Below are 13730 nucleotides of genomic sequence, written 5' to 3'. Positions count from 1 at the left end.
TGCTTTGTGTTTTGGCAAATTTTCATAAAAAACAAAATCTTGCCAAATCCACATTGCCCAAAAAAAAATTTGCAAAAACCAAATTTCAAAAATAAAGAAGCCCAAATAAGCCCTATGGAAGCCATTATGTTAGAAAACCTAGAAGCACTTTTTGATTCTGCCCCGCAGATTTTGCAAGATAGCACAAAGGAAAATGCGCTAAAAAAGGCGGGCATTTTTGCGCAAAATCTGCTTGAATGGAACACCACGCACAACCTAAGCGGGGCAAAAAATATCGCCCAAGTAGAATCAAACATCATCGATTCGCTTTTGCCTCTTAGTTTTGTGCCACATTTTAGTTGTTGTTTAGATGTCGGCTCTGGGGCTGGATTTCCCGCTGTGGCTATGGCTTTGTGCCGTCCTAGCGTGGATTTTTATCTATGCGAACCGCGAACAAAAAGGGTGGCGTTTTTGTCATTTATCGCCCAAAAATTAGAGTTAAAAAACCTCCATATCCAAAAATCGCGCATAGAATCGCTGATAGATTCTAGCATTTCTAGCAATAACAAATCTAGCGTGCAAGATTCCACCTCGCATAAAAATCTAAAATCTAGCACGCAAGATTTTAGCGCGTATTTCCCCATCATCACTTCGCGCGCGACTATGGATACGCAAAGCCTTATCAATGCCACGCAAAATCTGCTAAGTCCAAATGGTAGTTGGCTATTTTTTAAGGGCTCAAAAAGTAGTGATTTTAGCCATAATCTTTACAATGTAAGACACATTAGCGCAAAAGATTTAGATTTTGCGTTGCCAAAAGGCTATAATAGCGAGCGGATTTACCTCCATATCTTACAAAAATGCTAAAAAACAAAAAAAGGAGCAAAAATGCTAAAAGGTTTAATCATTTTAGGGCTTATTATCTTGCTAGTAGGCTTTGTGATAAACGCTATTCGCAAGGCATTGGGGCATTTTCAAAACGAAGCAAACCCCAAAAATACCCCGCAAAATCAAATGCTACCTTGCAAACAATGCGGGACATTTGTATCCATAGATGATAGTTTTAGCCATAAGGGAGCGCATTTTTGCTCCAAAGAATGCCTAGATTTATCCCTAAAAAATGGCTAAATCCCGCTTATACAAAGGAATGTATGATGATAATCATAGGACACCCTCATATCCCAGGTGAGAGATTTTGGCGTATCGCTTCGCTTAGCGCGCTAGAAAACGCGCTAAAATCCACAAATAACCAAAATGCAAACATATTTTGGTTTAGCGCAAATGATGATAGAGATTTTGCCCTAAGCAAGCGTTGCTATGAGGGTAAAATCCCTTTTTGCGTAGTCATTGGCAATCTCAAAGAATGCGCCCTCTACGCACAATATATGCCAAAATATCTAATCCCTGCAATATCTTTTGATATGTTTTCTGTCAAAAATCACGCGATTTTAGATAGCAGCCTGCTAGAAGGCAACTTTACGCTAGCAAAAACTTGCCAAAAAATCGCGGATTCTTATATGCTTGATTCTAAGATTTTAGCCATTATTAGCGATGAAAATGACATAGAATCCGTAGCGTTAGCGGGCATTGATGGCGTAATATTTGTATCGATTTTGCAATAATTTGCTTTTTTTGGATACTTCGCTTGGGCTAAAGCAAGACAAACCAATCCCCTTAATCCCTCCGCAATAGGCAAGAGAAAAAGGGGAAGGGGGAAATCCCGTCATTGCAAGCATAATTTGTTGTGCGTGGCAATGACGCATTTAGATTTTACTTTTTAGATTTTCTTTTTGTGTGATTTTGTCTTGGGTTTTGTTTTTGATTTTATGGAAAATGTCTTGTTAAATGCGTGCTTAGCATTTTTGCTAGATTTTGGTTTTTTGTGAGAATCTGATTTTGTTTTGCTTTTATCAAAAACAGATTCTAGGGCAAAATCCTCATTATGTTGCGCATTTTTGTCCCTAAAATGTAGCAAAATAGGCACGCCACTAAGCGAAAAACAATCCCTCAAACAATTTATCAAATATCGTTTATAACTAAAATGAATGCTATTTGGGCGGTTTGAGATAAGCGCGATTTGGGGTGGTTTGGATTGAAATTGTGTAGCATAATAGATTTTGACTAGCTTGCCTTTGTCGCTTGGGATTGCGTGATTTTGGGTGGCGCGCGTGATGATTTCATTTAGCTTTGCGGTAGGGATTCTTAGGCTAAAATTTTGATAAATCTCTAAAATCTTGTCTTTTAGCTCGGTTATATGGCGTTTGTTTTTTGCACTTATGGTGAGTCTTGGGGCGTATTCTAAAAAGCGAAATTTTCGCTCAAATTCTGCTTTGATACTATCAAAATCTGCGTATTTTATATCCCATTTATTCCATAGCACGATTACGCCAAGCGCGTGTTTTTGGGTGAGTGAAAATATGCGCTCATCTAGCTCGCATAGCCTCTCACTCGCATCTAGCACAAGCAGGGCTATATCACTTTGTGCCAAAATCTTATTTGTCCTATCAAGCGCAAATTTTTCCAACTGCTCAATCTTGCCTCTTTTGCGAATCCCTGCGGTATCGACAAAGGTTAGCTTTGTGCCTTTGTGCGCTATGCTTTCATCGACAGGGTCTATGGTAGTCCCCGCTTTTTTGCTAACGATTGCCCGCTCTTTTTGCGTTAGCGCGTTTAGCAGGCTAGATTTGCCGACATTTACGCGCCCTATGATGCCGATTTTGATTTCGCTATTTTGGGGGGTTTGGCTTGTTTTGTTGTTTTCTACCACATTATCTTGGTTATTATTTTGGCTAAAATCCTGCGCTTCTTGCACGCTAGATTTTGTATCTTTTATGGCGTTATTATGTATGTTCGCGCTTTTTTCTAGGCTAGAGATTAGCTCATAATCGTCCATCATCAAAGCAGAATTATGTGGATTTTTATGCGTATTTTTTAAAAAAAGTGCGTTAAATATCGCATTTTGCAATGCGCTAATGCCTCGATTATGCGCCACAGAGATAAAAAACACCTCTTGCAAGCCAAACTCATAAAACAAATACGCCCCATCATTTTGCGCATCGCTATCGATTTTATTTACCACCAAAAAACAGGGCGTGTTTTTTTTCTTTTTTTTCAAAATCTCATAAATGATTTTTTTGTCCTCATCATTTGGAGGATTTTGCCCATCCACCACATACAGCACCAAATCCGCCTCTTTGCTCGTATCTTTTGCCCTTTGCGAAACTTGCAAAAATAGCTCATCTTGGATTTTTGGCTCTATGCCTCCCGTATCGATAAGCAGGGCATTTGCTAGATTTTGGGTAGAATCTAGATTTTGCTTTGGATTTTGACTTTGCATAGAATCTAGTTTTTGATTTTGGGTGTTTTCTTTTTGTGGAATGTTTTTTTGCGAAGTGTTTTTGTGAATATTGTATTTTTGATTGCCATCTTTTTGCGCAGGATTTAGCAGGCAAATCTGCGTGTAGTTCGTATCGCGCGTAGTCCCGCTAATATTTGAAGTAATGGCGATTTTTTGCTTGGCTAGGCGATTAAAAAGGCAGGATTTACCCACATTTGGTCTGCCGATAATGGCGATTTTGGGGAGTTTTTGCATTTGTGTGAAAAATCGTATAAAAAAATAATCATAGATAAACTATCGTCTATCAAGCCCTCTTCTAACGCTTAAATCCAAATCCTTTGCCATATCAGGATTTCGCTTGCTCATTTCATTTAGCGCAGACAAAACAAGAGGGGATTTTACATTTGGGTGCTTGCTAAGGGCAAATAAAAACAGCCGTTTTTGCGTCTTGCTTAAATCTAGCACATCATAATAAGAAAACATCTCTTTTACCGCGTCTTGCAAATCCACAAAAGTGCTATCTTCTGATTCTATGGTTACCATTATGGTTTCATAAGTGATAGTTTCCTCATACGCAAAATCATCGCCAGACCGTATCACTACGGGAGTTTTTTTGGATACTTTTGCGACAATGATGAGGGCTGAAACGATGACGATGATAAAAAGGCTTAAGTATGCGACTAATTCAAACATTATTTTCCCAACTTTTATTGAAAGATTAGCAGTTCTTTTGCTTAGCATAAACTTGAATTAAACTTGTTTTTGCTAGAATTTTGGCTATGATTTTAGCCAATTTTTTGTTAGATTGCGCTTTTTTATGCAAGGATTTTTATGCAGGACACTTTTTTAGAATTAGCCAAAAAATACGACACGCCTCTTTATGTCTATGATTTATCGCGTATAGAATCAAACTTTTTAGATTTTAAGCACGCATTTAGCGGACGCAAATCGCTCATTTGCTACGCGCTAAAAGCAAACTCAAATCTAGGGATTTTATCCCTGCTAGCTAGGCTTGGTAGTGGGGCTGACTGCGTGTCTATCGGGGAGGTTAGACGCGCACTGCTAGCCAAAATCCCAAAATACAAAATCATCTTTTCAGGGGTAGGCAAACGCCCTAGCGAGATAGAAGAAGCACTAAGGCTAGATATTTTATTTCTAAATGTAGAATCCACGCAAGAGCTACAAACTATCGAGCAAATCGCACAAAAACTACAAAAAGAGCAATCTAGCACAAAATCTAAAAGCAATTTTGGTAGCGAGCCAAAAAAAGCTAGAATCTCTATCCGCGTAAATCCAAATATCGATGCCAAAACCCACCCATACATTTCCACAGGGCTTAGCGAAAACAAATTTGGGCTAGACATAGAAAGTGCTAAAAAAGCCTATCTTTATGCGCATAATTCGCCTTTTTTAGAGCCTATCGGTATTCATTTTCATATAGGCTCACAGATTTGTGATTTAGCCCCTATAAAGCAAAGTGCTAGCAAAATCGCAGAGCTAGCAAAATCCCTGCTAGCCTTAGGGATTGAGCTAAGGTTTTTTGACATTGGCGGGGGGCTAGGAATCCGCTATGAAAACGAGGAAGAAATCTCTCTTTATGATTATGCCCAAGCGATTTTAGCGGAGCTAAAGGGGAGTGATTTTACTATCATCTGTGAGCCCGGACGCAGAATCGTAGGCAACGCAGGCGTCCTACTCACAAAAGTGCTATACGAAAAGCACACGCAAAACAAACGATTTGTAATCATAGATAGCGGTATGAATGATTTGATGCGCCCTGCCCTATATAGCGCGACTCATCAAGTGCAAATCTATGACAAAGCCACACTAAAAAGAGGGGAAAAAACCAAAGCTGACATCGTAGGTCCTGTGTGCGAGAGTAGCGATACATTTTTGAGAAATGTTAAGCTCCCACCATTGCAAGCAGGCGATATACTAGGTTTTGGCAATGCAGGGGCTTATGGCTACTCAATGGCTAGCAACTACAACACGCGAGCAAAACCCGCAGAAATAGGCTTTTATGCGCAAGATAATGGCAAAATTAGCACACAAAGCATACGAGTGCTAAAAGAGCGCGAGGAGTTTGGCGAGCTAGTCGCAAACGAGCTAAAATGCCTACAAGATTTTGAAAAATCCATAAAAACTGCAAAATCTAAAAAACCTACAAATACAAAATCCAAAAATGCAACATTTAACCAAAAACCAAAAACTACGACAAAATCTAAACAAAACAATAAAAAAGCCTAAAAACTTAAAATGGTGATACAAATGCAAACTTATCTTTTAGATTATTATAACACTTTGCAAAGCCTTATAAATCGTGGCGATGCAAATGAGCATTCATTTCGCACTGCGCTTGAAAATCTATTAAACGCATTTAAGCCTACACAAGCCGCGCAAAGTCAAAGTAGCAAGCAAGGCGAGATTGTCATTATCCACGAGCCAAAGTCAAAACAAGGGCAAGGCAATATCCGCCCTGATTTTAAAGTTGTCCGCCAAATGCCACAAGACTCAAAAACCCAAATACCACAAGAAAAAATCGGCTATGAATCGCTTGTGGGCTTTATCGAGTGTAAAAACTATGGCGTGGATTTAAGCCCGCTAGTCAAAGGCAAACAAATCGAAAAATACTTAAGCGTGTGCCACAATATCATTTTGACGGATTACAATCGCTTTATTTTGCTCTCTTATGGCAAGATTATCGATGATTTTATCCTTTTCCCAAACGGCGTTGAATCAAACCTATTAAACGCCACGCAAGATAAAGCCACGCAAAAAACCAAGATCATAGAATCCACCACGAGAATCTCTCAACTTTTAAGCGCGTTTTTCCACACTACCGCGCAAATCACACAAAAAGATGAGTTAGTAAAAGTCCTAAGCACACAAAGTTTTTATTTAAGCACCGCGATTTTTAATGAGTTTAGCACGCAAGATTTAGAATCCAATGCCACAAATTTACTCACCGCCACCACACAGACAAGCACCACCACAGATTTTCACGCCGCGTTTGATAAATCTTATCAATCATTTAGGGATTTGGAGAGCACGGACATTAGCCCTATTGAGTTTTGCGACATTGTGGCACAGAGTATCGTATATGGCGCGTTTGTAGCGCATATCGAGAGTGAAATCTATGAGATTGACAAAATCCCCACCGAAATGTTTGTAGCCCTATTGCCACGACATTTTGTTACGCTCCGCGAGTTTATAGAGTCTTCGCTCCCAGCGCGAAATCTCCCTGATTCGATTACCTACGCGCTTAGCAATATCATTAAAACCATTGCACTTATCGATAAGCCAAGCCTAGCAACTAGCTTCCAAAAAGAGATTAGCGAGCTTAGCATTTATCTTTATGAGGATTTTTTGAAGGCGTATGATGATTTGCGAGGGGAGCAAAAGCGCAAAGAAGGTGGCGTTTTTTACACGCCAGAGCCTATTGTGGATATGATTGTGCGTAGCATAGATGAGCTACTGCAAACGCATTTCAATAAATCTTTTAGCGATGAAAATGTCAAGGTGCTAGATTTTGCCACAGGGACAGGGAGCTTTTTGGCAAAGGTGTTTGAGCTCATTTTAGAAAATCAAAGCGAAGTGTTTGCTAAAAATGTCATTATCAATAAATGTTTTAGGGATATTTATGGCTTTGAGATGAGTTTCGTGCCTTATATTGTGGCACATTTGAAATTAAGCTCACTGCTGAAAAATAAAGGATTTAGCGAGTTTAGCGCGTATCAAAAGTTTCAAGTCTATCTTACAAATACGCTAGATTTAGACACGGCGCGACAAATACACCTCCAAGTCCCCTTTGACACGCTAAAAAACGAGCGTGATAAATCCTTGCGACTAAAGCATAAAGAGGATTTGCTAGTGATTTTAGGCAATCCGCCGTATAATGTAAAATCCAAAAACAAAGGCGCGGAGATTTTGCAACTTTTAGATTCGTATAAAATGGGGCTAAATGAGACAAATATTCAACCCCTAGATGATGACTATATAAAATTTATTCGTTTTGCCCAATGGAAGCTAACCGAGCAAAATCAAAAGCACGGCATTATGGGCTTTATCACCAATAATTCATTTTTATCAGGGCGCACTCATCGTAAAATGCGCGAATCTCTGGCAAAAACCTTTGATGAAATCTATATTTTAAACTTGCACGGACATAACGAAATAGATGGCAAAAACGACAAAAATGTCTTTGATATTCGCATAGGCGTTTGCATAAGTTTGTTTGTGAAATACGACACCCACCCCCTAACCCCCTCCGCAAGGGAGGGGGAACAAAACGATAAATCCAAAAGCCCCTCCCTTGCGCGTAGCAACTCCAAATCCTCCCCATCCATTGCGGAGGGGGACAAAAGGGGTGGGTATAATTTAGCCCAAATCCACTACTTCTCCACCAAAGACAACGAAATCTTGCGTCGTAAAGATAAATTTGCGCTATTAAACAAAATAACAAACAAAGGGCTAAAATCTATCAAATGGAAAAAAATAAAACTAGATTCTCCATATTTTTGGTTTGTGCCAAAAAGTTTTAAAAACAACGAATACAATAAATTTTGGGCGTTAGCAAAAAACGAATCTTTGGGCGAATCAAAAGCAATTTTTGAGAATTTTAATAGCGGAATCAAAACAGAAAAAGACAAAATTTGCATTCATTTTAATAGACAAAATGTTTTGAATATCGTAAATGATTTTGTCAAATTAGAAATTGAAGCGATACGACAAAAATATCAATTAGGAAAAGATTCAAGAGATTGGAGCATAGAAAGGGCAAAGGCAGATGTAATATCATCTTGTTCCCCCTCCCTTGCGGAGGGGGTTAGGGGGTGGGTAAAAACCAATAAACACCAAAACCACCGACAACTTGCACCATATATGAAAGAATTTAGCCGAAAAATGCGCAAAAATCCCACTGACGCAGAAAATAAACTTTGGCAAGAATTGCGTGGCAAAAAACTAGGTTTTATGTTTAGACGGCAATTTGTGATTGATTCTAAATATATCGCGGATTTTGTTTGTATAGAAAAACGGCTTATTATCGAATGTGATGGCGGACAACACGCAATTTCCCCCTCCCTTGCGGAGGGGGATAAAGGGGGTGGGTATGATAAAATAAATCACCCCGACATTAAAAGAGATTTTTATTTGGAATCACAAAATTTTAGAATTTTGCGTTTTTGGAATAATGAGATTTTAGAAAATTTAGAGGGCGTTTTATGTGCGATTAAAGAGGCTTTGGAATCTGATTTTGCTTTTGCAAAATCTACCCACCCCCTAACCCCCTCCGCAAGGGAGGGGGAATCTTTGTCGTCATTACAAGCACGCGAAGCAAGCGCGGCAATCCAAAATAAAATCCAAAAAATCGCCTATCGCCCATTTGATTTGCGCTACACATTTACAAGTGGCAAAACAAAAGGATTTTTAGGTTATCCGCGATTTGAAACAATGAAGCATTTTTTAAGTGGCGAAAATTTGGGCATTTGCTTTACCAAAGATTGCGAATTAAATGCGTATGACAACGCAATCATAAGCGATAGACTTACGGATATTCACTACAATGGCGGACAAACCTATATCGCACCACTTTACACTTACCACGATGAATTTTGGCAAAACAACAAAATCCCAAATTTTACAAAGGAATTTAATAAATTTAAAGCAAGACACAAAGTGCTAAAAAATAAAACGCCAGAGCAGATTTTGGCATTTATTTATGCAAATTTGTATAATCCCGCATATCGCACAAAATATGTAGAATACCTAAAAATCGGCTTCCCGCGAATCGACTTTGAAGTAAGCCAATCAACATTTGAAAAATACGCAAATCTAGGGCAAAATCTAATCGACTTGCATTTGATGAAAACAATCCCGCAGGACAAAGAAATTGAGCTAAGATTCCGTGAAAATGCAAACAAATCAAACCCAAATTTCACGCTTGATAAGCCAAAATATGAGCCAAATCAAAACAAGATTATTTTAAACGCAGATTTGGAGATAGTGGGAGTGAGCGCGGAAGTATGGGGCTACACGATAGGTGGCTACAAAGTGCTTGAAAAATGGCTAAAATACCGCGCTAATGATAAAAATGGTGTAATAACGCTAGAGCAAAGCGACTTTACGCATATCCTAAATGTCGCCAAAATCCTAAAAGCCACCATAAACCTCCAAAAAGAACTAGCAAGTATCAAATAAATATCAACAAAGGAAAAAAATGTCAAAAAATAGCCAACAAAAACACAAAATCAAAAATGCCCTGCCCCAACATAGCCACACAAATCAGCACGATACAAACTTGCAATCTTTGCGCACGCAAATCGACAAAATCGATGAGCAAATACTAGATTTGCTAGAATCTAGGCTTAGCATCGTTACCAAAATCGGCGAAAATAAACTAAAAAACAACGCTAGCATATATCGCCCAGAGCGCGAGAGAGAAATCATAAAACGGCTTAGCACAAAACCTCTAAAATACCTAAATACAAACGCCATCGAAGCGATTTACCACGAGATTTTTGCCATTTCGCGAAATTTGGAGCTACCCCAAAAAGTCGCATATCTTGGACCGCTAGGTAGCTACACACATCAAGCCGCCGCATTGCGATTTGGTGCGCTTAGTGAATATCTGCCGATAAACACCATTAGCGCAATCTTTAAGGCATTAGAATCAAATCAAGCAAAATACGCCGTAGTGCCTATCGAAAACAACACAAATGGCATTGTAGGCGAGACTATCGACAACCTAGCAAGCCACACAAATTCTACCCAAAAAATCATCGCAGAAGTTATCCTACCCATTCATCATAGCTTTGCCTCTCTTAGCGAAAATCTAAGCGATATTAAGCGCATTTATTCAAAAGATATTGCGTTTGGGCAATGTGATAATTTCCTAAACGCGCATAATTTGCTAGCCCTAGAGCAAATCCCCACCGAATCCACCGCCAAAGCCGCACAGCTAGCAAAAGCCGACAAACAAAGTGCTGCGATTTGCTCTAGCATAGCGGCAAAAATCTATGAGATTCCCATAATGTTTGAAAATGTGCAAAATCATAGTGGCAACAAGACGCGATTTGTGATTGTGAGTGATTTTTGCAATGCAAAAAGTGGCAATGACAAGACTTCGATTTTTGCCACGCTAAAAGGCTTTGAAAAATCTGGCACGCTTCTTAGATTTTTGCAAGATTTTGAAGATGCCAAAATCAATCTTACAAAAATCGATTCTCGCCCCATTCGCATAAAAAATGGCGGGGATTTTAGCTCGGGGTTTTATATCGATTTTGATGGGCATAGAGATGATGAAAAGGTGGCTAAAATCCTAGCAAAATGGGGAGAGCAAGTAAAATGGCTAGGAAGCTATCCTAAAATGGATTAGCCACAAAACCAAGACAAAATCGCTAAATAAAATCAAAGGAAAAAACAATGGAATTTAAGCCAATCACGCTAGAATCTAAGCAGATTTTAGAGCCTTTTTTAGACAAAGAAAATTACGAAATTTCAGATATTGTCTTTGGAAATCTTTATATTTGGAAGCACGCTAGAGACATTGCGTATGCGATTTTGCACGATTGTGTAATCATAAAAACCCGATACACAAACGCCCTGCCCTATTTTTTCTATCCATTTGGCAATGGCGATAAAATCCGCGCTTTACAGGATTTACGCGAATTTTTAAAAAAGCAAAATCTACCCCCCCGCTTTGAATCCATAGAATCAAAAAATATCGATTCTATCAAATCCGTGTTTAACGGACTAGAATTTATAGCGCGTGAAGAGCGGTTTGATTATGTGTATAGCGTAGATGAGCTAATTAGGCTTGAGGGTAGGAAATTTCACAAGAAAAAAAATCATCTAAATCAGTTTTTGCAAAATAACAGCGAGCGAGGAAGCAAATGGGACTATGAAAAAATAAGCGCGCAAAATGCCGATGAAATCACTACTAAATGCAAAGAATGGCTAGAAGCAAATCCAAATAAAAATGAGGCGTTAGAAATAGAATTTATCGGTATAAAAAACGCGCTACAAGTGTATGAAAATCTAGGACTAAAAGGCGGGGCGATACGATTAGAAGGCGAAATCGTGGCATTTAGCTTTGGGGAAGTGATGAATGACAAAATGGCACTAGCACACATAGAAAAAGCAAATCCCAAAATCCCAGGGGCATATCAAATCATAAATCAACAACTTTTAGTAAATGAATTTAGCGCGCTAGAATTTATCAATAGGGAGGAGGATTTGGGGATTGAGGGGCTAAGAAGGGCAAAAAAAAGCTACAATCCTATCAAAATGGTAGAAAAATACGCAAGCAAAATCTAGCAAAAATTTTCAATTTTTTTGTGCTATAATGCGTGGATTTTGTGCGATTTGGAAAAAGATTTGCATACAAAATGCAAGCAAAATATGATAAAAAGCAAGAATGAAAAATGCGTAAAATCTTGCATTAAAATCGCGGCACTAAAATCGCGTTTTGCAAAAAGGAGTTTTTGTGATTGATTATGGTATAAAATTTTGGTCAAATGATGACTTTATCATAGAAGATGGCTTTGTCAAGGTAAATCATCAAAGCAAACCCACCCTACTTGAAATCGTCCAAGAAGTCCGCACACAAGGCTACAAAGGTCCTTTGCTAGTGCGATTCCCTCACCTCATAGATAAACAGATACGAGAGCTTTTTGGCTCTTTTAAAAACGCGATAAAAGAGTATTCTTACAAAGGTAAATTTAAAGCCGTTTTTCCACTCAAAGTCAATCAAATGCCAAATTTTATCCTGCCACTTGTTGATTGCGCTCAAGGGCGTTGCTACGGGCTAGAAGCAGGCTCAAAATCCGAACTAATCATCGCTATGGCTTACACAAATGATGAATGTCCTATCACGGTAAATGGCTTTAAAGACAAAGAAATGACTGCGCTAGGGTTTATCGCGGCAAAAATGGGGCATAATATCACGCTAACCATCGAGGGACTAAACGAGCTAAAATCCATAATCGAAGTCGCAAAAGAAATGGGGTCGCCATATCCTCATATCGGGCTTAGAATCCGCCTACACAGCACAGGCACGGGAGTATGGGGCAAATCTGGCGGGATAAATGCAAAATTTGGGCTTACTTCTACGGAATTGCTAGAAGCAATCAAATTGCTTGAACAATCAAACCTGCTAAATCAATTTAGTATGATTCATTTTCACATAGGTAGCCAAATAAGCGATATTTCGCCACTAAAAAAAGCCATAAGAGAAGTAGGCAATATCTATGCAGAACTGCGAAAAATGGGTGCAAAAAATCTCACTTGCGTAAATATCGGCGGTGGGCTAGCTGTGGAATACACCCAGCACGAGGGCGCAAACAATCGCAACTACACGCTAAGCGAATTTAGCGGAGATGTGGTTTTTTCACTCAAAGAAATTGTCAAAAACAAACAGGAAAAAGAGCCAGATATTTTCATCGAATCAGGGCGATTTGTCAGCGCAAATCACGCCGTGCTAATCGCGCCTGTGCTAGAGCTTTTTAGCCAAGAATATGACGAAAAGGCGTTGCGATTAAAAGAAAAAAATCCTCCGCTTATCGCTGAAATGCTTGATTTATACAAAACAATGAGTGAAAAAAATGCCATAGAATATCTGCACGATAGTCTTGATCATTTAGAGTCGCTTTTGACGCTCTTTGATTTGGGCTATATCGATTTGACAGACCGCTCAAATACCGAGATTTTAGTCCATCTAATCATAAAAAAAGTCATAAAACTACTAAAACACAAAAACCATAATGAAATCATTAGAATCCAAGAGCAAATCCAAGAGCGTTATTTGCTAAATTGTAGCTTTTTTCAGAGCCTGCCTGATTATTGGGGGCTAGGGCAAAATTTTCCCGTAATGCCACTAGATAGGCTAAATCGCCGTCCCACAAGAAGTGCTAGTTTGTGGGATATTACTTGCGATAGCGATGGTGAAATCGCTTTTGATGCAAAAAAGCCTCTGTATTTGCACGATGTTGATGTTACGCGTGAGGAATATTTTTTGGGATTTTTTCTTGTGGGGGCGTATCAAGAAGTGCTAGGAATGCGACACAATCTTTTCACGCACCCTACGGAATTTAGCGTGATTTTTGATGAGGATTTAAACAAAGGCTATGAAATCCAAAATCTACTTGAAGCCCAAAATGTGCTTGATGTGCTTGATGATTTGGACTATGACACAAAAGAAATTGAGCGACTGCTAAAACAAAGAATCGATGAGGCAAAAATCAGCGATGAGGACAAAAAAGAAGTGCTAGGGCAACTCTATGTAATGCTTAGCGAAAATGGCTACTTGCGCACGATAAAAAACACTGATGAAAATGAATAAAAATGAGTAAGAATGAGTGAAAAAAAGCATAAAAAGAGCGAAAATGAGTAGGCAAAATCATTTAAAAATTAGCGT

The 13730-nt window shown here is 38.9% G+C and carries 10 protein-coding genes; 8 read left to right on the top strand and 2 right to left on the bottom strand.

Annotated features, from left to right (window positions below):
• The first annotated feature begins 6 nt into the window (after positions 1–6).
• Genes rsmG through ACWIUO_RS02555 form a run of 3 tightly spaced genes read left to right on the top strand, consistent with a single transcriptional unit; the run spans position 7 to position 1601 of the window.
• A complete protein-coding gene (rsmG, locus tag ACWIUO_RS02565; RefSeq protein ID WP_454176375.1) occupies positions 7–846 on the top strand; it encodes a 16S rRNA (guanine(527)-N(7))-methyltransferase RsmG in 840 nt (279 codons plus the stop codon).
• A gap of 21 nt (positions 847–867) precedes the next feature.
• Positions 868–1107 (top strand): PP0621 family protein, encoded by a 240-nt coding sequence (locus ACWIUO_RS02560; protein WP_454176374.1) that lies wholly within the window; start codon positions 868–870, stop codon positions 1105–1107.
• Positions 1065–1601 (top strand): hypothetical protein, encoded by a 537-nt coding sequence (locus ACWIUO_RS02555; RefSeq protein WP_454176373.1) that lies wholly within the window; start codon positions 1065–1067, stop codon positions 1599–1601. Before ACWIUO_RS02560 ends, ACWIUO_RS02555 begins: the two co-directional genes overlap by 43 nt.
• A gap of 155 nt (positions 1602–1756) precedes the next feature.
• Here ACWIUO_RS02555 and der read toward each other — a convergent pair whose 3' ends face one another.
• Positions 1757–3571 (bottom strand): ribosome biogenesis GTPase Der, encoded by a 1815-nt coding sequence (der, locus tag ACWIUO_RS02550; RefSeq protein ID WP_454176372.1) that lies wholly within the window; start codon positions 3569–3571, stop codon positions 1757–1759.
• A 39-nt stretch (positions 3572–3610) separates the two neighbouring features.
• Positions 3611–4009 (bottom strand): hypothetical protein, encoded by a 399-nt coding sequence (locus ACWIUO_RS02545; protein ID WP_454172624.1) that lies wholly within the window; start codon positions 4007–4009, stop codon positions 3611–3613.
• A gap of 138 nt (positions 4010–4147) precedes the next feature.
• Here ACWIUO_RS02545 and lysA point away from each other — a divergent pair, with 138 nt between their 5' ends.
• The 5 genes from lysA (at position 4148) to speA (ending at position 13655) form a co-directional block, all read left to right on the top strand.
• Positions 4148–5563, top strand: a complete 1416-nt coding sequence (lysA, locus tag ACWIUO_RS02540) for a diaminopimelate decarboxylase (RefSeq protein ID WP_454176371.1) — start codon at positions 4148–4150, stop codon at positions 5561–5563.
• A 21-nt stretch (positions 5564–5584) separates the two neighbouring features.
• Positions 5585–9514 (top strand): type ISP restriction/modification enzyme, encoded by a 3930-nt coding sequence (locus ACWIUO_RS02535; protein ID WP_454176370.1) that lies wholly within the window; start codon positions 5585–5587, stop codon positions 9512–9514.
• A gap of 19 nt (positions 9515–9533) precedes the next feature.
• Positions 9534–10691, top strand: a complete 1158-nt coding sequence (gene pheA / locus ACWIUO_RS02530) for a prephenate dehydratase (protein WP_454176369.1) — start codon at positions 9534–9536, stop codon at positions 10689–10691.
• A 47-nt stretch (positions 10692–10738) separates the two neighbouring features.
• Complete coding sequence (locus ACWIUO_RS02525) at positions 10739–11632, top strand: DUF2156 domain-containing protein (RefSeq protein ID WP_454176368.1); 894 nt, start codon at positions 10739–10741, stop codon at positions 11630–11632.
• A gap of 169 nt (positions 11633–11801) precedes the next feature.
• Positions 11802–13655, top strand: a complete 1854-nt coding sequence (gene speA / locus ACWIUO_RS02520; RefSeq protein ID WP_454176367.1) for an arginine decarboxylase — start codon at positions 11802–11804, stop codon at positions 13653–13655.
• The last annotated feature ends 75 nt before the right edge of the window (positions 13656–13730 follow it).

The organism is Helicobacter sp. T3_23-1056 (genome assembly GCF_053654535.1).
Note: the sequence above shows the minus strand (reverse complement) of the source record. Positions and strands in the feature narration are given on the sequence as shown.